A 19,752-nucleotide genomic window follows, 5' to 3' on the forward strand; every position below is an offset into this window, starting at 1 on the left:
CATCTGGAGAGCCGGCCCCTCGTGGCAACCGTAGGGTGGAGCCGATCGATCACCGAGAGGGACGGCGAGTAGTGGCAGACGACGTCGGGGCAGTGCCCCAGTCCCAGACGCTGGACCGCGGCATCCGCATCCTCGAGCACCTGGCCGCGGTCGGCACGCCCCAGGCGATCGCCGAGATCGGCCAGACCCTCGCCCTGCACCGGTCGATCACCTACCGCCTCCTGCGCACCCTGGAGGACCACCAGCTCGTCGAGCGGGACACCGTCGGGCGGTACCGCCTCGGACTGGGCGTGGCAGGGCTGGCACGAGGCGTGCGGAGCGATCTCCAGACGGCCGCACTCCCCCGCCTCGAAGCCTTGGTGGCGGAGCTGGGCATGACGGCATTCCTGGTCGTCAGGGCCGGCGACGAGGCGGTGACCGTCGCCAGCGTGGAACCGCAGGACACCACGGCGCACGTCGTCTACCGACCGGGCACCCGCCACCCCGTCGGCAGGGGCGCGCCGGGCCTCGCGCTGCTCATGCCCGAGCCGCCGTCACCTGACGACCGCGAGGCCCTGCGAGCAGCTCGTGAGGCGGGATGGGCCAGCTCGCACGGGGAGGTCATCCCGGGCATGCGTTCGATCGCCGCGCCCGTCCTGGGGCCAGACGGTGGAGCGAGGGCCGCAGTGGCGGTCGTCTACGTCGACGCGGCGGCCGACGTGGAGACGGTGGGCCACTCCGTGGTGGCGGCTGCGGAGAAGATCACCGCCGGCCTGCGCTGACCCGCCGACCACCCTCCGGGGAGGTCAGGAGCGAGTACCTCTGTCGGCCGGAGGCCGAGCACCCTGAAGGGGTACTCCACCGCCCGTCCGGCCCCCAGCACGATGACCACCGAGCCCGATCAGGAACGGCAGCCGGAACTCCGCGCCGCCCAGACCGAGCAGCCCGCCCAGCAGTCCCACTCCCGCGCCAACGAGGAAGGCGGACCACAGTGGCCGCCTCGCAGCGGGACGCTCAGCGCGTAGAGCTCCAGCGGTCGTCTCGTCAGCGGTCGAACCCGCCGATCCCCGAGCCGGCCGAACGGCTGCTCCGTCGCCTGCACGCCGCCCAGGCGGAAGAGCGACGGCTGGCCGGCTCTGCGTGGCGGCAGACGGGTTCCGTCTCCACCACCGAGTTCGGCGAGCCCTTCGATCCCCGCGACGCCTTCCGCGCCCTGCGTGCCGCCGCGACGAAGGCCGGCCCCCCGCACGCCGGGCTGCACCCCCTCCGCCACTCGACGGCCAGCGTGATGCTCGGAAGGGGCGTCCCGCTCGAGGTGGTCTCCGACATCCTCGGCCACTCGTCGATCGTCATCACCGGCGACATCCACGGCCACGTCTCCCCCGACGTCGCCCGCCAGGCCATGGACACGCTCGGCGACGCCTTCGACCGGTGGGCCATCGGCCACCACCCGTGCAGCCGTCACCCTCCGCTACCGCCGAACTCGTCACAACCAGACCCGCGGCCTCGACCCGGCGTTCGCCGCGCCCGGCCGCGGCGGACGCCGGGTCGGCTGATGGTGGTCAACATGGTGGTCAAACCGCCCCGAAAAGCGGTCAGGGGCCGTTCCGGATCTCTCCGGACACGGCCCCTGAGCTGCGGTTTCCCGCCGTCGGGCTGACAGGATTTGAACCTGCGACCCCTTGACCCCCAGTCAAGTGCGCTACCAAGCTGCGCTACAGCCCGAGCGCCGGGCGGTTCGCACCACCCGATCGCTGCAGGAAGCAGGTTACCGCACCGGTCGCGCGCTCCTGACCGGTGGTCAGCCGCGCGCCGCCACCGGGGTGTCCGCGGCCGCGAGTACCTGGCGCAGCGTCGCCGCGAAGGCCGCCGGCTGCCCCGTCTGGCCGTACTCGCCGCCCAGGAACCCGCCGTGGTCGCCGGGGAACACGACCGTCGTCGTCCCCAGGCGTTCGGCGAGGGCTCCCGCGGCGCGGTGGGCGAGCTGCCCCTCGGAGCCGGCACCGGCCGCGACGACGATGCGGCTCGACGCCGCCCGCAGGGCCGCGATGTCGTGCTCGTGGTGCGTGCAGGACACGATGTTCTGCCCGACCAGCGGGTCGTCCCGGGAGCCGTCGTCCTCGGTGGGCAGGCCGAAGGAGGCGGGGTCCGGGGCGGGCTGGTCTGCGAGGTCCGCGGGCACGGGACCCCGGAGACCCACCAGCCGGATGAATTCCGCCATCGCCGGCCCGAACCCGCTGCGCCGGTAGGTCTCGTGCACGTGCCGCGAGGCGGCCAGTGCCTCCTCGCGGTCGGGCAGGAGCTCCGCTGCCGGCGGTTCGTGCGCCACGAGCGTGCGCACCTGCTCCGGGTGCCGGGCCACGAGCACCAGCGCGTTGACCGCTCCCCCGCTGGTGGCGAAGACGTCCACCGACCCGGCGTCGAGAGCCGCGATCAGCCGGGAGAGGTCGTCGGCGTGTTCGTCGGGCGTGGTCTCCTGCGCGCCGTCGGTGCGCGGACTGCGGCCCACCCCGCGCGGGTCGTAGGTGACGACCGTCCGGTCGGGGAAGTGCCCGGCCAGGGTGCCGAAGCCCTCGGCGCCCATCGGCGACCCGATCAGCAGCAGCACCGGCCCCGGACCCGCCCCGGGCCGGACGTCGTAGGTGAGCACGGCACCCGGGACCTCGAGGGTGTGCGACTGCGCTTCGGTCATGGCCGGCCTCCGGGAGAGCTGGTGCGACTGTCGTCGATCAGACCCCCGCCGGAGGCCGGACTCATCGCCGGCGCGGGCTCAGCCCTTCTGCCGCTCCGTGCCCCGGCCCTCGCGCACCTTGACCGAGATCTCGATCGGCGTCCCGTGGAAGCCCCACCGCTCGCGCAGCTTCCGCTCGAGGAACCGGCGGTAGCCGGCCTCGAGGAAACCGGTGGAGAAGACGACGAACCGCGGCGGGCGGACGTCGGCCTGCGTCACGTACTTGATCTTCGGGGCGCGGCCACCACGCGCCGGCGGCGGCGTCTCCTGGACCAGCGCGCGGATGTAGGTGTTGAGCTCGGCGGTCGGGATGCGGGACTCCCAGGAGGCCAGCGCGTCGCGCAGGTGCTGGGCCAGCTTGTTCACCCCGCGACCGGTGGCCGCGGAGATGTTGACCCGCGACGCCCACCTCACCCGCGCCAGGTCGCGCTCGATCTCCCGCTCCAGCTGGGCGTGGCGGTCCTCGTCGAGGGTGTCCCACTTGTTGAAGGCCAGCACCAGCGCCCGGCCGGCCTCGATCACCTGGGTGATCACCCGCTGGTCCTGCTCGCTGATCACCTCGTCGGCGGCGAGCAGGACGACGGCCACCTCGGCGGCCTGGATGGCGGCCTCGGTGCGCAGGCTGGCGTAGTACTCCATGCCGCTGGCGGTGTTGACCTTGCGCCGCAGCCCGGCGGTGTCGACGAACCGCCACTCCTCGCCGCCCAGGGTGACGATCGAGTCCACCGGGTCCACGGTGGTGCCGGCGACGGAGTCCACGACCGAGCGCTCGTCCTTGGCCAGCCGGTTGAGCAGGCTGGACTTGCCCACGTTCGGCCGACCGACCAGGGCCACCCGCCGCGGACCGCCCTCCTCCAGCTGCTCGCGCGGCGCGTCGGGCAGCGCGTCGAGCACCAGGTCCAGCAGGTCGCCGCTGCCGCGCCCGTGCAGCGCGCTGACCGGCTGCGGCTCGCCCAGGCCCAGCGACCACAGCTCGGCGGCGTTGGCCTCGCTGCGCTCGTCGTCGACCTTGTTGGCCACCACGATGACCGGCCGGTCGCTGCGGCGCAGGATCCGCGCGGCGGCCAGGTCGGTGTCGGTGGCGCCCACCGAGCTGTCGACGACGAGGACGATGACGTCGGCGGTCCTCATCGCGTACTCGGCCTGCCGGCTGATCGAGGCGCCCAGGCCCGCGGCCTTGGGGTCCCAGCCGCCGGTGTCGACGACGGTGAACCGTTTGCCGTTCCACAGCGCCTCGTAGGTGATGCGGTCGCGGGTCACCCCGGGGACGTCCTGCACCACCGCGGCGCGGCGGCCCAGGATGCGGTTGACCAGGGTCGACTTGCCCACGTTCGGGCGGCCGACGATCGCCACCACCGGCAGCGGTCCGCCGTTGCCCTCGCTCACGACCGCGCTCCCACGGCGGACCGCGCCAGCTCGACGACGCGGTCGACGACGCCCTCGCGGTCCAGGTCGGTGCTGTCCACGACCACCGCGTCGGCGGCCGGGCGCAGCGGGCTGTCGGCCCGGCTGCTGTCGTACTCGTCGCGGCGACGCAGGTCGACCGCCAGGGCGGCCACCTCCTCCGGCGTCGTCAGCCCCAGCTGGGCGGCCCGGCGCTCGGCGCGGGCCTCCGGCGCGGCGGTCAGGTAGACCTTGAGCGTGGCGTCGGGCAGGACGACGGTGCCGATGTCCCGCCCCTCGACCACCACCGCGTCGGCCGCGGCCACCAGGGCCCGCTGCTGGTCGACCAGCCGGCGGCGCACCGCGGGCACCGCCGAGACCGCCGACACCGCCCGGGTCACCTCCGCGCCCCGGATGCGGACGGCGACGTCGACGCCGTCCACCTGCACCAGCTCGGTGTCCGCGGCCGTCCCGACCTCGATCCGGGCCCGCGCGACGACGGCGGCCACGGCCTCGGCGTCCTCGGGGTCGACGCCGGCGTCGAGGACGGCGACGGTCGCGGCGCGGTACATGGCCCCGGTGTCCAGGTAGGCCGCGCCCAGCCGGGCGGCCACGGCACGGGCGACGCTGGACTTGCCCGTCCCCGACGGCCCGTCGAGGGTGATCTGCCCCCGGAACCCGGCGCTCACTGGGCGATGTCCCGTCGCAGCGCCACGGCCCCGCGCAGGTACACGTGCTGGATCTCCGTGCGCGGACGGTCGGTCTCCACGTGCGCCATGAGCCGCAGCACCCGCGGCAGCGCGTGCGGGACGCCGATCTCGCTGGCGCACATCAGCGGCACGTCACCGAACCCGAGCTCCCGCGCCGCCAGCGCCGGGAACTCGGAGACGAGGTCGGGGGTCGCGGTGAACAGGATGCTGATGACGTCGTCGTGCTGCAGCTGGTTGCGCTCCATGACCGTGGAGACCAGCTCGCGGGTCGCGTCGAGGACCAGCTCCCGGTCGTCGGCGTCCACCTGTGTCGCACCCCGGATGGCTCGGACGGCCACTACCACTCTCCTCGATCGATGCGGGGCACGGGTCGCCGTGCCCCTCGGTCGAGTCTAGGTACGCCACGCCACCCGTCTCGGGCGAGCCCGGGGGGCTGCGACCCCGAGGTCAGGGGAGGGGGAGGACCTGCCCGTCCCGGGCCACCGTCACCGGCCCGCCGAAGGTGGTCCGCGCGGCGCCCGCCCACTGCTCGTCGGTCGCCACCCCGGCCAGGTGGCTGAGCACCAGGTGGCCGACCCCCGCGGCCGCCGCGACCCGCCCGGTGCCCTCCGGCTCGGTGTGGCTCTCGGCGAGGTGGTTGATGAACTCGTCGGTGTAGTCGGGGTTGTCCCGGTAGAAGTCCAGGTAGACCGCCTCGTGGACCAGCACGTCGGCGCCGCGGGCGAGCTCGACGACGTTGGGGTGCTCGGCGGTGTCGCCGGAGAAGGCGACCACCCCGTGCGGTGTCTCGAACCGGAACCCGTAGGACGGGTACACCGGCGGGTGGTCGACGAGCGAGGCAAGGATGCGCACCCGCTCGTCCTCGTGGACGACGAAGGGCGCCATCGGGGGCGCCAACCGACCCCGGGGTCCGGCGTCCACGTCCGCGGGCAGCTCGATGTCCTCCGCCACGACGAGGTCGTCCAGGGGCGGGCGGGCCTCGTCGTACACCCGGATGTTGACGTCGTAGGCGTACGCGGCCAGCAGGGCGGCGACGGTGTCCTCCGTGCCCGGGGTCGCCGGGGTGACGACGACCTCAGCGCCCTCGGGCAGCGCGCCGGCACTGCCCGGACCGAGCACCCGGAAGGGGCGGGTGAAGCCGTCCACCGGGGCACCCCAGTTGAACAGGAGCAGGCCGGGCAGCTCGGCGACGTGGTCGGAGTGCAGGTGGGTGAGCAGGACGACGCGCAGCTCCGACATCGGCAGCAGCGCCTCCACGGCCTGGCGCACCACGCCGAGGCCGCAGTCGACCAGGTAGAGGTGCCCGTCGACGACGACCGCGCTGGCAATCCCCCGGCGCGGGCTGCGCACCGCCGGGCCCGCCGCCGTCCCCAGCGTGACGACGAAGGTGCCGGTGGTGGGGATCGGCTGGGGCTGCTGGTCCGGTGCCGGCGTGCCGGCCCGCGCCGACGCCGCGGCACCGAGGACGCCGCCCAGCGCGCCCCCACCGGCGACCGCGGCGCCGACGGCGAGCGATCCCCCGAGGAACGAGCGGCGGGTCGGTCCTTCAGCGGTCATGGGATCCCCCAGACACGAACGGCGGCCGGCGGCTCCAGGGTCCGAGCCGACCGCGGACCTGTCAAAGCGGCGCCACCTCAGCCCAGGGGCCGGATGCCCCAGGTCCCCGTCGTCGACTGCCCCGGCTCCAGCCGGCGCACCGCCTCGCCGCTGCGGAAGGCGTCCGGCGGGCAGGTCATCGGCTCCACCGCCAGGCCGCGCCGGCGGCGCGGCTCGGGCAGCACGTCGCCGCTGAACAGCTGCAGGTAGCCGTAGGCGGCGTCCATCCAGACGGCGACGCCGCCGCCGTCCGGCCCGGTCAGCCGCACCTCGGCCAGCCCGTCGGAGCCGCGCTCGAGGTCGGTGAAGCACGAGTCGACGACCAGGTCGCCGACCCGGCGGCCCGCCCGCAGGTCGTACGGGGTCCCCGCCACCGGCGCCGCCCGCGTCGGGAGGGCCCGCTCGTCGGTCTCGATGCGGGTGGCCCCGGGGGCGACCAGGGTGCAGTCGTCCAGCCGCGGCCCCGCCAGGACGTAGGGGTGGTGGCCCTCCCCGTACGGCAGCGCCCGCGTCCCCTCGTTGGTCGCGGTCGTGGTCACCGTCAGGCCGTCGGCCGACAACGCGTAGGCCACCTGCAGCCGCAGCGCGAACGGGTAGCCGGGCCGGGGGAACAGCACGTGCTCGAGCACCACCCGGTCCTCGGCGCGCTCGACGGCCCGCCAGGAGACGAACTGGACCAGCCCGTGGATGGCGGTGCCCCGCTCCGGCTCGGTCACCGGGGTGCGGTGCTCCTGGCCCTCCCAGGTGTAGACGCCGTCGCGCAGCCGGTTCGGCCAGGGTGCGAGCACGTGGCCGCGGGCGGCCTCCGCCATCTCCCCGGGGCCGTAGCCGTCGAGAACCTCGCGCTCGCCCAGGCGGTAGGAGCGCAGGCCCCCGCCCACCTCGACGACGGTGACCTCGGCCGCGCCGGACCGCAGGACGACCTGCTCGCCGGTCGGGAGCACACTCACGCGGGCCCCTCGGCACGGACGCGCTCGGCGGTGAGGTCGCGGACCTCGGCGTACCGCTCGCGGACGTGCGGAGCCGGGTCGGCCTCGTGCACCTCGGTCCCGGGACGCGGCCACTCGGGCGCCGTGTCGCCACCGGAGAACACCCAGGCGGCCTGGCGCGCCGCACCGTCGGCGACGTACTCCCCCGGCGGCGGCACGAGCACCGGCACGCCGAGGACGGCCGGCGCGATCCGGCGGACCGCCTCCGACCGGGCGCCCCCGCCGACCAGCAGCACCCGCCGCACCGGGGTGCCGGTCGCGGCGACGGCGTCGAGCCCGTCGGCCAGCCCGCACAGCAGACCCTCGACCGCGGCCCGTGCCAGGTGCGCGGGTCCGGCCGTGGCGAGGGTGAGCCCGTGCAGCGCGCCGGTGGAGGTGGGCCGGTCCGGCGTCCGCTCGCCCTCCAGGTAGGGCACGAGCACCAGCCCGCCGGCACCGGGCGGCGCGGACAGGGCCAGCCGGGAGAGCTGGTCGTGGTCGACCCCGAGCAGCCGGGCGGTGGCGTCGAGGACCCGCGCGGCGTTGAGCGTGGCGATCAGCGGCAGGAAGTTGCCGGTGGCGTCGGCGAACCCGGCGACGGTACCGGTGGGGTCGGCCGCCGGGGTGGTCGAGACGATCGACACCACCCCCGACGTGCCGATCGACAGGACCACGTCGCCGGGCTCGGCGGCCAGCCCCAGCGCGGCGGCGGCGTTGTCGCCGGTGCCCGGTCCCAGCACCGCGCCGCCGGGGGTCGTGCCGCCGGCCTCGGCCGGGCCGAGCACCCGCGGGACGACGGCGGTGCGGCCCAGCGCCCGCTCCAGCAGGTCCATCCGGTACTCGCCGGTGGTGGGCGACCAGTAGCCGGTGCCGCTGGCGTCCCCGCGGTCGGTGACCAGCGCGTCGAGCCCCGCCGACCCGTCACCGAGACCCTCGGCCAGCCGCCAGGTCAGCCAGTCGTGGGGCAGGCACACCGCCGTCGTCCGCGCCGCGTTGTCCGGCTCGGCCTCGGCCAGCCAGCGCAACTTGGTGACGGTGAACGACGCGACCGGCACCAGCCCCACCGCCTCGGCCCAGGCCGGGCCGCCGCCCAGCTCCGCGGTGAGGTCGCGGGCGGCCTGCGCGGACCGGGTGTCGTTCCACAGCAGCGCCGGCCGGACCACCCGGCCGTCGTCGTCCAGGCAGACCATGCCGTGCTGCTGGCCGCCCACGGCGACCGCCGCGACGTCGTCCAGACCACCGGCCTGCGTCAGCGCCTGCCGCAGCGCCGCCTCCCAGGCGGCCGGGTCGACCTCGGTGCCCTCCGGGTGCGGCGCCCGGCCCTCACGGACCAGGGCGCCGCTGTCGGCGTCGCGCACCACGACCTTGCACGCCTGGGTCGACGTGTCGACCCCCGCCACCAGCGCCATGGCTCAGCGGGCGCCGAGGAGGTGTTCCACGGCCAGCTGGGACAGCCGCACCGCGCCGGCGCCGCGGCGCCCGGCGGCCTCGGCGTCGAAGTCCTCGAACGCCGAGCGGTCGGCCAGGAGGTCCTCGTAGGACTCGCCGTCGGCCAGCGTGGGCTGCGACAGCTCGGGCACGCGGGCGGCCGCCAGCGCCTCCTGCACCTCGGGGTCGGCGCGGAAGGCCGCGGCGCGCTCCTTCAGCAGCAGGTAGGTGCGCATGTTGGCCGCGGCCGACCGCCACACCCCGTCCATGTCCTCGGTGCGCAGCGGCTTGTAGTCGAAGTGCCGCGGGCCCTCGTAGGCCGGCCCGCCGCCGACCCCGCCGTTCTCCAGCAGGTCGACGGTGGCGAAGGCCGACAGCAGGTCACCGTGGCCGAACACGAGGTCCTGGTCGTACTTGATGCCGTGCTGGCCGTTGAGGTCGATGTGGAAGAGCTTGCCCTGCCACAGCGCCTGGGCGATGCCGTGGGTGTAGTTCAGCCCGGCCATCTGCTCGTGGCCCACCTCGGGGTTCACGCCCACCAGATCGGCGTGCTCGAGGGTGGAGATGAAGGCCAGCGCGTGCCCGAGGGTGGGCAGGAAGATGTCGCCGCGCGGCTCGTTGGGCTTGGGCTCGAGGGCGAAGCGCAGCCCGTAGCCGCGGTCCTCGGAGTACTGGACGAGGGTGTCCAGGCCCTCGCGGTACCGGTCGAGCGCGGCCCGGAGGTCCTTGGCGGCGTCGACCTCGGCGCCCTCGCGGCCGCCCCACAGCACGTAGGTCTGCGCGCCGAGCTCGGCGGCGAGGTCCATGTTGCGCATGACCTTGCGCAGCGCGAAGCGGCGGACGTCGCGGTCGTTGGCGGTGAGCGCGCCCTCCTTGAACACCGGGTGGGTGAACAGGTTGGTCGTCACCATGGGGACGACGAGGCCGGTCTCCTCCAGCGCCGCACGGAACCGCTTGATGTGGTTCTCCCGCGCGCTGTCGTCGCTGCCGAACGGGATGAGGTCGTCGTCGTGGAAGGTGACCCCGTAGGCGCCGAGCTCGGCCAGGCGGTGCACCGACTCCACCGGGTCGACCGGCTCGCGGGTCGCGTCGCCGAACGGGTCGCGCGCCGGCCAGCCGACGGTCCAGAGACCGAAGGAGAACTTGTCGTCGCGGGTGGGCTGCAGCGCGCTCATGGGGAATCCCTCCGTCGGGTTTTGTTCCGCCATGGAACATAAAGCACCGTCCCGGCTAATCTCAAGGGGTGCGGACCGTCGAGGACACCGGGGCGCGGCAGTCGACGCTGCGCAGCAGCAACCTCGCCCTGGTGCTGCGCACGGTCTGTGCCGCAGCGGCGCAGCCGCTCTCCCGCGCCGACGTCGCCGCCCGGACCGGGTCCAGCCGGGCCACCGTCGCCCGGCTGGTCGACGAGCTCGTGGCCGGCGGGCTGCTCGACGAGGGCGAGCGGGTGGCGCCGCCCCGCCGCGGGCGCCCGGCCACGCCGCTGCTGCCCGGCGCGCGCGTCGGCGCGCTCGGCCTGCAGGTGGACGCCGGCCTGCTCGCCGCGCGGGTGCTGGACCTGCGCGGCCGGGTGGTCGCCGAGGCCGTCGAGGACGGCGACCTCGTGGGCAGCGACCCGGCGGCGACGCTGGACCGGCTCGGCGCGATGACCACCGACCTCCTCGCGGGCGTGGCCGGACGGCTGCGCCTGGTCGGCGCCGGGTTGGCCCTGCCGGGCATCGTCAGCGTCGCCGACGGCGTGCTGCTGCGGGCGCCGAACCTGGGCTGGTCCGACGTCCGGCCCGCGGAGCTGCTGGCCGCCCACCTGCCGGCGGACCTGCACCCGACCCCGGGCAACGAGGCCGACCTCGCCGCCCGCACGGTCGCGGAGGTCGCGCCCGGCCGGCCCGGGGGGCTGCGCGACTTCCTCTACCTGTCCGGCCAGATCGGCATCGGCGGGGCCGCCGTCCTGGCCGGACAGGTCATGACCGGCAGCGCCGGGTGGGCCGGCGAACTGGGGCACGTGTGCGTCGACCCGGACGGGCCGGCCTGCCGGTGCGGCTCGACCGGCTGTCTCGAGCAGTACGCCGGCCGGCACGCCCTCCTGGCGGCCGCCGGCCTGCCCCTCGACACCCTCCCGACCGAGCTGGCGGCGCGGGCCGCGGCCGGGGACCCCGACGCCGTGCGGGCCGTCGGGACCGCGGCGGGCGCGCTCGGGGTCGCGCTCGCGGGTGTGGTCAACGTGCTGGACATCCCGACCGTCGTCCTCGGCGGGCACCTCGGCGCCCTCGCCGACCTGCTGCGCCCGGACGTCGAGGCGCTGCTGGCGCGGCGGGTCCTCTCCGCGCGGTGGCGGCGGCCCACGATCGAGGCGGTGTCGGCGGCGCCCGCGGCGGGCGCGACCGGCGCGGCGCTGCGCGTGCTCGGCGACGTCCTGGCCGACCCCGTGCGCTGGCTGCCCTGACGCCGTGCCGGTCCCCGCGGGAACCGGCACGGGCAGGTCGGCTAGAGGCCGACCTGCTCCTGCAGTGCGCCGACCTCGGCGCGGGTGAGCCGGCGGATCGAGCCGACCCGCATGCGCTCCAGCTTCACGGGGCCGACCGCCGTGCGGGTCAGCCGCGACACCGGCAGGCCGACCGACGCCAGCAGCCGCCGGACGATGTGCTTGCGGCCCTCGTGCAGGACCACCTCGACCACCGACTGGCCGGCGTGGGTGTCGACCACCCGGAAGGAGTCGACCTTGACCGGGCCGTCCTCGAGCTGGACGCCGGCCCGCAACCGCTTGGCCAGGTCGCGCGGGACCGAGCCCGACACCTGGGCGAGGTAGGTCTTGCGCACCTCGTAGGAGGGGTGGGCCAGCCGGTGGGCGAGCTCGCCGTCGTTGGTGACCAGCAGCAGGCCCTCGGTGTCCTGGTCGAGCCGGCCCACGTGCACCAGGCCCGGGGCCAGGTCGCCGACCATGTCCCCGACGGTCGGGCGGTTGCGGTCGTCGCTCATGGCGGTGATGACGCCGGCGGGCTTGTTCAGGGCGTAGGTGACGCGGTCGTCGCGCAGCTCCAGGCGGGCGCCGTCGACGGCGATCTTGTCCCGGCGGGGGTCGACGCGCATGCCCTGCACGGTCACGGTGCGGCCGTTCACGCTGATCCGGCCGGCCTCGATCATGTCCTCGCAGACGCGGCGGGAGCCGACCCCGGCCCGCGCCAGGACCTTCTGCAGCCGCTCGCCCTCCCCCTCCTCGCCGGGCCCGGTGGGCTCACGGTCGCCGGGGTGGACGGGGGCGAGGTCCATGTCCTCCGACCAGCCCTCGCCTGCGTCGGTGGTGTTCTCGTCGTGCGGGGCGGTGTTCATCGCCGTCCAGTCTCCCACCCGGCGGCGCGCCGCCGGGCGGGAGCGGACGGTCAGCAGTTCTCCTCGCCCCAGTCGTCGACGGCCGCGCCGGTGGACACGAGGTCCTCCTGCAGCCGGGTGGCCTCGCCGACGAACTCGGTGTTGGCCGACGGGTCGGTGAGGTCGACCTCGCCCAGCAGGTCGCGCATGCCGGTCCAGGCCTGCACCAGGGCCTGCCACTCGTCGGCGACGTCCTCGGGTGGCTCGACGGCCTCCAGCCGCTCGACGGCGTCGCCCACGATGGCCGGCGCCTGCTCCGGCTCGGCGGTGACCCCCTCGAGCTCGGCGGTGACGTCGGAGAGCAGGTCGGGGACCTCCTCGCAGAAGGCGGCCCGGCGCTCCTCCTCCGCGGAGCCGCCGCACCCGGCCAGGACCAGGGCGACCGCGGCCAGCGGGGCGCCGAGCGCACGGACGGAGGGTGAGCGCGTCATGAGCCGACCGTAGCCTCCGCGCCGGTCACCGGCCCGGCCCCGGCCCGGACGGCGGACTCAGGCATCGGGGTGCTCGTCGAGGACCGCGGCCGCGTCGGGCAGCAGCGGGCCGAGCTCGGGCAGCTCGTCCAGCCCGGTCAGACCGAGCCGCTCCAGGAACAGCGGCGTGGTCCCGTACAGGCCGCCACCGGTGTCGGGGTCGCTGCCGACCTCGTGCACCAGCCCGCGGCTGACCAGCGTCCGCATGACGCCGTCCACCCCGACACCGCGGATCGCCGACACCCGGGCCCGGGTCACCGGCTGGCGGTAGGCGATGACCGCGAGGGTCTCCAGCGCGGCCTGGGTGAGCCGGCTGCGCTGGCCGTCGACGAGGTACCGCTCCACGACCGGGGCGTACTCCTCGCGGGTGTAGAGCCGCCACCCCTCCCCCACCCGGCGCAGGGTCAGACCCGCGGCACGGCGGTCGTAGTCGCCGGCCAGCTCGGCCAGCGCCGCGCGCACCCGCGGCACCGGGCAGCGCAGTGCACCGGCGAGGGTGACCTCGTCGACGGGGGTGTCGACGACGAACAGCAGCGCCTCCAGCCCGCCGCGCAGCACGACCGGGTCGAGGTCCCCGGCGTCCGGTTCCGGCTCCGGCCCGGGCTCCGGCTGCGGCTCGGGCCGGGCGGCGCTCGGCGGTGGCAGCGGGGCGGGCTCGACGACCGGCGCGGGGGCGGCGTCCTCCGGGGCCGCCGGCCGCTCGGCCACCCGCGCGGCCAGCTCGGCGGCGACGGCGTCCCAGGTGTCGGCGTCGGGGCCGCCGCGCTCCTCGGCCTCCTCGCGGGTGGCGTCGAGCTCCGCGGCGAGGGACTCCCAGGAGATCGGCGGGCGCTGGTCGCTCATGCGTACTCCTCGTCCGCGTCGTCGTCCGGGTCCGGCTCGGGCCCGGCGCCACCGGTCCACCGGACGTGCAGGTCGCCGAGCGGGGTGAGCTGCTCGAAGGTCACCCGCTGCTGGCGGTAGAGCTCCAGCAGCGCCAGGAACCGGGCGATGACCTCGAGGGTGTGCCCGCAGTCGGCGGTCAGCGCCCGGAAGGTCGCCGTCCCGGCGGAGATGAGCTGGTTGCGGACCAGCAGCAGCTGCTCGGAGACGCTCACCACCGGCGCGTGCAGGTGCGAGACGCCGACCACGGCCGGCGCCCTCGGGGTCAGCGCCCTGGTGGCCAGGGCCGCGAACTGCTCGGGGGTGAGGCCCAGGAGCACCTCGGGCAGCAGCTCGGCGAAGCGCGGCTCGAGGGCGGCGTCGCGCGGGTGGCGGCGGATCGCCTCGGCCTCGCGCTCCCGCAGGAACGCCGCGGCCTGCTTGTAGGCCCGGTACTGCAGCAGCCGGGCGAACAACAGGTCGCGGGCCTCGAGCAGCTCGAGGTCCTCCTCGTCCTCGACGTCGGCGGCCGGCAGCAGCCGGGCGGCCTTGAGGTCGAGCAGGGTGGCGGCGACGACGAGGAACTCGCTGGCCTGGTCCAGGTGCAGCTCGTCGCCCAGCGCCCGCAGGTGGGCGATGAACTCGTCGGTGACCCGTGACAGCGCGATCTCGGTGACGTCGAGCTTGTGCTTCCCGATCAGCTGCAGCAGCAGGTCGAACGGGCCCTCGAAGTTGGTCAGCCGGACCGTGAAACGCGACGGCGCGGCATCCGGGGAGGCGGTGTCGTCACCCACCCGCCCCACCGCGCCGGGACCGCTGCTCACGGACGCGAGGGTAGGCCCCGCGCGCTCACCGCCCCCGCAGCCGGCGGACCAGCACCGAGTCCTCGCCGCGCTCACCGAGGTCGGCGAGCAGCACGGCGATCGCCTCGCGCACGATGCGGCCGCGGTCGGCGGCCACGCCGTGCTCGGCCCGCAGCGACAGCCGGGCGCTCTCCAGCGCCAGCAGCTCCTCGGCGGAGATGTAGACGGTGATCTTCTCGTCGTGCTTGGTCCGCTCGGTGCGGGTCGCGCGCCCCCGGGTCGGCCGCGACGGCGTCCGCACGGGAGCCGGCGCCGGGGCACGGTAGGCGGCGAGGGCGTCGTCGGCGTCGGCGGCACCGCCGGGGACGAGGGTCAGCGGGGCGGTCGTCTCGGCGGGCGACGGCTCGCCGCGCCGGGCCGCGGCACCGCGCAGCGCGGGCGAGCTGACCGTGGCACTGAGGTCGGGGAGCTCGGTGACCTCGGGGGTGGCCGCCGCGGTGTCGGTGCGGCGGAACAGCTCGGCCGCGCCGGGGAGGACGGGACGCCGGGTCACGCGGCCACCCCGCGGGCGCTCGGCACGAGCGGGACCGGGCGTGCAGCGCTCATCGGTGAGCTCGCGAGCTCCCTCACAGTGCCAGGACCTCCTTGGCCAGGTCGCGGTAGGCCGACGCGCCCGAGGAGGTCGGCGCCCAGGTGGTGATGGGCTGGCCGGCCACGGTCGTCTCCGGGAAGCGCACGGTGCGGTGGATGACGGTCCGGAAGACGGTGTCGCCGAACGCCTCGACCACGCGGCTGAACACCTCGCGGCAGTGCACGGTCCGCGAGTCGTACATCGTGGCGAGGATCCCGGAGATCTCCAGGTCGGGGTTGAGCCGCTCCTTGACCTTCTCGATCGTGTCGACGAGCAGCGCCACGCCGCGCAGGGAGAAGAACTCGCACTCCAGCGGGATCACCACGCCCTGCGCGGCGGTCAGCGCGTTGACCGTGAGCAGGCCGAGCGAGGGCTGGCAGTCGATGAGGATGTAGTCGTACTCGTCGCGCACGTCGGCGATCACCCGCAGCAGCGTCTGCTCGCGGGCCACCTCGCTGACCAGCTGCACCTCGGCGGCGGACAGGTCGATGTTGCTCGGCACGAGGTCCAGGCCCGGGATGTCGGTGTGCACCCGGACGTCGGCCAGCGTCGTCCGCCGCTCCATGAGCGCGTTGTAGATCGTGCGGTCCATCGTCTGGGCCGGCACGCCGAGTCCGACGGACAGGGCGCCCTGCGGGTCGAGGTCGATGAGCAGCACGCGACGGCCGTACTCCACCAGCGAGGCACCCAGGTTGATGGTCGACGTGGTCTTGCCGACGCCGCCCTTCTGGTTGCACATCGCGATGATGCGGGCCGGGCCGTGCTGCGTCAGGGGCTTGGGCTCCGGCAGCGGGCGCACCCGCGCGCGGGCGGGGTCCAGCCGCGAGGCGGCGGCGCCCATCTCCGGTCCGGTGTCGGTCGGGAGCGCGACGGCCGGGCCGGCCGCGTCCCCTCGCATCGCCATCGGTCAGGTTCCTCCACCTCGTGCCCGTTCCGGCCCGCAGCCGGGTGCGGTCAGCCGTTCTGTCCGCGCGGGTGACCCTGACGCTAGGGAGCGTTGCCGGGTTTACCGAGGAGGCACGCCGCGCGCCGTGTCGACATGGCGATCACTGCCAACGTGGAACGCGCGTCGAGCCGGATCTGCTGGCAAGTGCCGCCCAAGCGACCCGCCATCCCCTGTCAGGTCAGTGCACGCGGGTGGGTACTGGCGTAGACCTCGCGCAGCCGCTCGACGGTGACCAGCGTGTAGACCTGGGTGGTCGTCACCGAGGCGTGGCCGAGCAGCTCCTGCACCACGCGGACGTCCGCGCCGCCGTCGAGCAGGTGGGTGGCGAACGAGTGCCGGAGGGTGTGCGGCGACACGGTCCGGGCGAGGTCCCCGCCCACCCCGCCGGCCCGCTCGGCCGCCGTCCGCAGGATCGCCCAGGCGCTCTGCCGGGACAGCGAGCCGCCGCGGGCGTTGAGGAACAGGGCGCCGCCGCGCACGCCGGTGCGGCCGGCCGCGGCGAGGGCCGGGCGGGCACGCACCAGGTACTCCTCCACCGCCCGGACGGCGAAGCTGCCCACCGGCACGATCCGCTGCTTGCCGCCCTTGCCGGCCAGCCGCACCACCTGCTGCCCGCGGTCCAGGTCGTCGACGGCCAGCCCGACGGCCTCGGAGATGCGGGCGCCGGTGCCGTACAGCAGCTCCAGCAGCGCGCGGTCGCGCAGCCCGCGCGGACCCTCCACCGAGCCGGCCGCCTCGATCAGGGCCACCACCGACTCGACCGGGATGGCCTTGGGCAGCCGCCGCGCCGGCGTGGGCGGGCGCACCTCGTGGGCGACGTCGTCGGGTACCAGCCCGTCGAGGAGGGCGAAGCGGTGCAGCCCGCGGACGGCGACCACCGCGCGCGCCGCCGAGGTGGCCGACAGCGGCGGGTGGGCGTCGTCCCCCTGACGCAGCGCGGTCAGGAAGGCGGCGACGTCGGACTCGGCCACCTCGGCCAGCCCGTGCACCCCGGCGGCCTCGAGGAACTCGGTGTACCGGCGCAGGTCGCGCCGGTAGGAGGCGATCGTGTTGGCCGCCAGGCCCCGCTCGACGGTCAGGTGGTCCAGGTACCCGGAGACCACCCGGCCGACACCGGTCGCGGTCGTCGCGGTCGTCAGGACAGCACCTCCTCGAGTCCGGCGGCGGTCATGCCGTGGGCCGCCGCGACCTCGGGCAGCACCACCTGCCCGGCGACCACGTTGACCCCGTGCGCCAGTGCCCGGTTCCCCCGCACCGCCGCCACGGTGCCCTCGCCGGCCAGGGCCATCACGTAGGGCAGCGTCACGTTGGTGAGCGCGTGGGTCGAGGTGTTGGGCACCGCGCCGGGCATGTTCGCCACGCAGTAGAACACCGACTCGTGCACGCGGAAGGTCGGCTCGTCGTGCGTCGTGGGCCGCGTGTCCTCGAAGCACCCACCCTGGTCGACGGCGATGTCGACCAGCACCGAGCCCGGCTTCATCCGCGACACCAGCTCGTTGCTCACCAGCGTCGGGGCCTTCGCCCCCGGTACCAGCACCGCGCCGATCACCAGGTCGGCGTCGAGCACCGCACGCTCGATCTCGTAGGCGTTGGAGGCCACCGTCTGCAGGTGGCCCTGGTAGATGCGGTCGGCGGCGCGCAGCTTGTCGATGTCCTTGTCCATCACGACGACCTCGGCCTGCATGCCCAGGGCGATCGCGGCGGCGTTCATGCCGGAGACACCGGCCCCGAGGACGACGACCTTGGCCGCGTACACGCCCGACACGCCGCCGAGCAGCACCCCGCGGCCACCGTGGGCCCGCTCCAGGCTGTACGCGCCGACCTGCGGGGCCATCCGGCCGGCCACCTCGGACATGGGGGCCAGCAGCGGCAGCGCGCCGTCGGCCGTCTGCACCGTCTCGTAGGCGATCGCCGTGGTGCCGGAGGTCACCAGGGCGTCGGTGCACTCCTTGGACGCCGCCAGGTGCAGGTAGGTGAACAGCGTCTGGTCCGCGCGCAGCCGCCCGTACTCCTCGGCGACCGGCTCCTTGACCTTGAGCAGCAGGTCGGCCGCGCCCCACACGTCGTCGGCGGTGGGCACGATCCGCGCGCCGGCCGCGACGAAGTCGTCGTCGGGGATGGAGGAGCCCTCCCCCGCGCCCTGCTCGACCAGCACCGTGTGCCCGGCGCGCACCAGCTCGGTCACCCCGGCAGGGGTGAGCGCCACCCGGTACTCGCGGTTCTTGACCTCTCGGGGGACCCCGACCTGCATCGTCCGCTCTCCTGCTCCCGGTCCGGGGGCGCCCGAGGGTGGCGGGGCCCCATCCCGCGTCGTGGGCCGCCCGGTCGGGGCGCACCTCGCGCGGAGTGTAAGGGGGGTCACTGCCGGGCCGCGGGGGACGGCCGCACCGCCACCGGCGCGGGTGAACGCCGTCCCCCGCCGGGTAGGGGCCTGCGGCCTGCCCCGACCCGTCCGGAGGAACTCCGATGCGCCTGTACGCCACCCGGCCCCGCCTGCGGGCGCGGCAGCTGGCCGCCGACGCCGGCCTGCTCGCCTGGCTGGTGGTCTGGGTGCTGGTCGCCCGGACCGTGCACGGTGCCGTCCTCGTCCTCGCCGAGCCGGGGAGGGCGGTGGCGGACCTCGGCTCCTCGGTGGCCGGCTCCATGGCCGCGGCGGCGGAGGCGGCCGGCGACGTCCCCCTCGTCGGCGACGACCTGGCCGCCCCCTTCGACGCCCTGGGCGCGGCGGGCGGTTCCGCGGGCAGCGCGGGCCAGGCCGCGCAGGACGCCGTCGGCACCCTCGCCACCGTGCTCGCCGTCGTCCTCGTGGTGCTCCCGGTGGGCTGGCTGCTGCTGCGCTGGCTGCCGTGGCGGCTGCGCTGGGCGCGGGAGGCCGGCGCGGCGCAGGCGCTGGCCGGGACCGACCCCCACGTCCTGGCCGCGCGGGCGCTGGCCACCGCGCCGCTGTCCCGGCTGGCCGGGCTGCCGCGGGGGACGGCCGCGGCCTGGCAGGCCGGCGACCCGGCCGCGACCCACGCCCTGGCCGCGCTCGAACTGGACCGCCTCGGGCTCGGCCCGCCCGTTTGGCGTTGAGGACCGCCCCGCCGGTGCCGATGGTCCTCCCGGACAGCGGAGGTGGGCATGGCCGGAGGGCGGCGGGGCGGTCGGCAGCGGAGCCGACGCAGCGGTGGGCGGCGGCGCGGCCGCGGCGGGCGCCGGTACGGCACCGCCGTCGGGGTGGTCGCCGCCGGGCTGGTCACCCTGAGCGCCCCGGCCACCCAGGTGGCCGCCCAGCTGACCGCGGTCAGCACGCCCTCACGGCCGTCGGCACCGGTCCCCGTCGTCCCGCCGGCCGCCGCCCTGGCCGCGGACACCGCCACCGTCGCCGTGCCCGTCGCGCCGCCGATCATCGCGACCGGCCCCGCGCCGCCGGCACCGCGCGGGGTGGACGTCGACGTCCCGCACCCGATGGTGCCCCGCGGCATGCCGTTGGAGACCGAGCCCCGCGAGGACCTCTGCGGCGGCTACCCCAGCCCGCGGCGGATCAGCCCGGCCGTCGTGCCCGGACCCGGGACGGCGGCGGTGAGCTGGCAGGCCGACGGCCACGCCGACGTGCGGCGCTACCGGGTCCAGGCGGTGAGCCAGCGGCTGGTGACCGGCGTCCAGCCCGCGCCCCCGCAGCAGGTGGTCGGCCGGCCGGCCGGCTGCGAGCAGGTCGGCGTCACGTTCACCGGCCTCGAGCCCGGGGTGTCCTACGTCTTCTGGCTGGAGGAGGAGGTCGAGGACAGCCTGTCCCCGCGCTGGGTGCAGGTGGGCTCCACGACCCCCGTCACCATCGGCTGAGGCGGGCGGCCCACGACCCGGTGCGCGGACGGGCGGGTCCCGGCGGGGGGACCCGCCC

21 protein-coding genes and 1 tRNA gene are annotated in these 19,752 nt (G+C 75.8%); 5 read left to right on the top strand and 17 right to left on the bottom strand.

The genetic code is table 11. The features are described from left to right. Window positions 1-92: 92 nt before the first annotated feature. The gene (locus ACI78V_RS10160; protein WP_456850776.1) at window positions 93-761 is read left to right on the top strand and encodes an IclR family transcriptional regulator; all 669 of its coding nucleotides are present in this window, start codon (window positions 93-95) and stop codon (window positions 759-761) included. 209 nt (window positions 762-970) lie between these two features. Next, window positions 971-1,639 carry a tyrosine-type recombinase/integrase gene (locus tag ACI78V_RS10165; protein ID WP_456850777.1) on the top strand — a complete coding sequence of 223 codons (669 nt, stop codon included), beginning with the start codon at window positions 971-973 and terminating at the stop codon, window positions 1,637-1,639. On the opposite strand, the gene ACI78V_RS10170 is transcribed toward ACI78V_RS10165, so the two are convergent. From ACI78V_RS10170 to xylA, 9 genes are all read right to left on the bottom strand, one after another. Continuing rightward, window positions 1,631-1,704: transfer RNA gene (locus ACI78V_RS10170), tRNA-Pro, on the bottom strand. The genes ACI78V_RS10165 and ACI78V_RS10170 overlap by 9 nt on opposite strands. A gap of 76 nt (window positions 1,705-1,780) precedes the next feature. Continuing rightward, a complete protein-coding gene (locus ACI78V_RS10175) occupies window positions 1,781-2,671 on the bottom strand; it encodes an alpha/beta fold hydrolase (RefSeq protein WP_456850778.1) in 891 nt (296 codons plus the stop codon). Between the two features lie 78 nt (window positions 2,672-2,749). Further along, window positions 2,750-4,096, bottom strand: coding sequence for a ribosome biogenesis GTPase Der (gene der, locus ACI78V_RS10180; protein ID WP_456850779.1), 1,347 nt, complete (start codon window positions 4,094-4,096; stop codon window positions 2,750-2,752). Continuing rightward, entirely contained in the window at window positions 4,093-4,782 is a 690-nt protein-coding gene (cmk, locus tag ACI78V_RS10185; protein ID WP_456850780.1) for a (d)CMP kinase, read from the bottom strand. Before cmk ends, der begins: the two co-directional genes overlap by 4 nt. Beyond that, the gene (aroH, locus tag ACI78V_RS10190) at window positions 4,779-5,141 is read right to left on the bottom strand and encodes a chorismate mutase (RefSeq protein WP_456850781.1); all 363 of its coding nucleotides are present in this window, start codon (window positions 5,139-5,141) and stop codon (window positions 4,779-4,781) included. The genes cmk and aroH overlap by 4 nt, the downstream gene beginning before the upstream one ends. A gap of 109 nt (window positions 5,142-5,250) precedes the next feature. Then, complete coding sequence (locus ACI78V_RS10195) at window positions 5,251-6,360, bottom strand: MBL fold metallo-hydrolase (protein WP_456850782.1); 1,110 nt, start codon at window positions 6,358-6,360, stop codon at window positions 5,251-5,253. Between the two features lie 77 nt (window positions 6,361-6,437). Next, window positions 6,438-7,349, bottom strand: coding sequence for an aldose 1-epimerase family protein (locus ACI78V_RS10200; protein ID WP_456850783.1), 912 nt, complete (start codon window positions 7,347-7,349; stop codon window positions 6,438-6,440). Beyond that, entirely contained in the window at window positions 7,346-8,776 is a 1,431-nt protein-coding gene (gene xylB, locus ACI78V_RS10205; RefSeq protein WP_456850784.1) for a xylulokinase, read from the bottom strand. The genes ACI78V_RS10200 and xylB overlap by 4 nt, the downstream gene beginning before the upstream one ends. Window positions 8,777-8,779: 3 nt before the next feature. Further along, window positions 8,780-9,970: a xylose isomerase gene (gene xylA / locus ACI78V_RS10210; RefSeq protein ID WP_456850785.1), complete on the bottom strand. Its 1,191-nt coding sequence runs from the start codon at window positions 9,968-9,970 to the stop codon at window positions 8,780-8,782. Between the two features lie 68 nt (window positions 9,971-10,038). Between xylA and ACI78V_RS10215 the strand changes: the two genes are divergently transcribed. Beyond that, window positions 10,039-11,238, top strand: a complete 1,200-nt coding sequence (locus ACI78V_RS10215; protein WP_456850786.1) for an ROK family protein — start codon at window positions 10,039-10,041, stop codon at window positions 11,236-11,238. Window positions 11,239-11,279: 41 nt separating this feature from the next. Here the strand turns inward: ACI78V_RS10215 and ACI78V_RS10220 are convergent, their stop codons facing one another. The 8 genes from ACI78V_RS10220 to ald form a co-directional block, all read right to left on the bottom strand. Further along, window positions 11,280-12,122 carry a pseudouridine synthase gene (locus tag ACI78V_RS10220; RefSeq protein WP_456850787.1) on the bottom strand — a complete coding sequence of 281 codons (843 nt, stop codon included), beginning with the start codon at window positions 12,120-12,122 and terminating at the stop codon, window positions 11,280-11,282. A gap of 50 nt (window positions 12,123-12,172) precedes the next feature. Further along, the gene (locus ACI78V_RS10225) at window positions 12,173-12,592 is read right to left on the bottom strand and encodes a hypothetical protein (RefSeq protein ID WP_456850788.1); all 420 of its coding nucleotides are present in this window, start codon (window positions 12,590-12,592) and stop codon (window positions 12,173-12,175) included. A 57-nt stretch (window positions 12,593-12,649) separates the two neighbouring features. Continuing rightward, window positions 12,650-13,474: an SMC-Scp complex subunit ScpB gene (gene scpB / locus ACI78V_RS10230; protein WP_456850789.1), complete on the bottom strand. Its 825-nt coding sequence runs from the start codon at window positions 13,472-13,474 to the stop codon at window positions 12,650-12,652. Continuing rightward, the gene (locus tag ACI78V_RS10235) at window positions 13,471-14,316 is read right to left on the bottom strand and encodes a segregation and condensation protein A (protein ID WP_456850790.1); all 846 of its coding nucleotides are present in this window, start codon (window positions 14,314-14,316) and stop codon (window positions 13,471-13,473) included. Before ACI78V_RS10235 ends, scpB begins: the two co-directional genes overlap by 4 nt. Window positions 14,317-14,341: 25 nt before the next feature. Continuing rightward, window positions 14,342-14,848, bottom strand: a complete 507-nt coding sequence (locus tag ACI78V_RS10240) for a hypothetical protein (RefSeq protein ID WP_456850791.1) — start codon at window positions 14,846-14,848, stop codon at window positions 14,342-14,344. 73 nt (window positions 14,849-14,921) lie between these two features. Then, the gene (locus ACI78V_RS10245; protein ID WP_456850792.1) at window positions 14,922-15,830 is read right to left on the bottom strand and encodes a ParA family protein; all 909 of its coding nucleotides are present in this window, start codon (window positions 15,828-15,830) and stop codon (window positions 14,922-14,924) included. A 215-nt stretch (window positions 15,831-16,045) separates the two neighbouring features. Then, the gene (locus tag ACI78V_RS10250; protein ID WP_456850793.1) at window positions 16,046-16,975 is read right to left on the bottom strand and encodes a site-specific tyrosine recombinase XerD; all 930 of its coding nucleotides are present in this window, start codon (window positions 16,973-16,975) and stop codon (window positions 16,046-16,048) included. 32 nt (window positions 16,976-17,007) lie between these two features. Then, a complete protein-coding gene (gene ald, locus ACI78V_RS10255) occupies window positions 17,008-18,123 on the bottom strand; it encodes an alanine dehydrogenase (RefSeq protein WP_456850794.1) in 1,116 nt (371 codons plus the stop codon). Window positions 18,124-18,338: 215 nt separating this feature from the next. Between ald and ACI78V_RS10260 the strand changes: the two genes are divergently transcribed. Then, window positions 18,339-18,944 (top strand): hypothetical protein, encoded by a 606-nt coding sequence (locus tag ACI78V_RS10260; protein ID WP_456850795.1) that lies wholly within the window; start codon window positions 18,339-18,341, stop codon window positions 18,942-18,944. A 48-nt stretch (window positions 18,945-18,992) separates the two neighbouring features. After that, window positions 18,993-19,694 (top strand): hypothetical protein, encoded by a 702-nt coding sequence (locus tag ACI78V_RS10265; RefSeq protein WP_456850796.1) that lies wholly within the window; start codon window positions 18,993-18,995, stop codon window positions 19,692-19,694. Window positions 19,695-19,752: the final 58 nt, after the last annotated feature.

The organism is Geodermatophilus sp. SYSU D00742 (genome assembly GCF_054049935.1).

Coding starts and splice junctions, on each gene's coding strand:
- ACI78V_RS10175 (WP_456850778.1), bottom strand. CDS start 2,671: ATGACCGAAGCGCAGTCGCACACCCTCGAGGTCCCGGGTGCCGTGCTC.
- ACI78V_RS10195 (WP_456850782.1), bottom strand. CDS start 6,360: ATGACCGCTGAAGGACCGACCCGCCGCTCGTTCCTCGGGGGATCGCTC.
- xylB (WP_456850784.1), bottom strand. CDS start 8,776: ATGGCGCTGGTGGCGGGGGTCGACACGTCGACCCAGGCGTGCAAGGTC.
- xylA (WP_456850785.1), bottom strand. CDS start 9,970: ATGAGCGCGCTGCAGCCCACCCGCGACGACAAGTTCTCCTTCGGTCTC.
- ACI78V_RS10220 (WP_456850787.1), bottom strand. CDS start 12,122: ATGAACACCGCCCCGCACGACGAGAACACCACCGACGCAGGCGAGGGC.
- ACI78V_RS10225 (WP_456850788.1), bottom strand. CDS start 12,592: ATGACGCGCTCACCCTCCGTCCGTGCGCTCGGCGCCCCGCTGGCCGCG.
- scpB (WP_456850789.1), bottom strand. CDS start 13,474: ATGAGCGACCAGCGCCCGCCGATCTCCTGGGAGTCCCTCGCCGCGGAG.
- ACI78V_RS10245 (WP_456850792.1), bottom strand. CDS start 15,830: ATGGCGATGCGAGGGGACGCGGCCGGCCCGGCCGTCGCGCTCCCGACC.
- ald (WP_456850794.1), bottom strand. CDS start 18,123: ATGCAGGTCGGGGTCCCCCGAGAGGTCAAGAACCGCGAGTACCGGGTG.
- ACI78V_RS10260 (WP_456850795.1), top strand. CDS start 18,339: ATGCGCCTGTACGCCACCCGGCCCCGCCTGCGGGCGCGGCAGCTGGCC.
- ACI78V_RS10265 (WP_456850796.1), top strand. CDS start 18,993: ATGGCCGGAGGGCGGCGGGGCGGTCGGCAGCGGAGCCGACGCAGCGGT.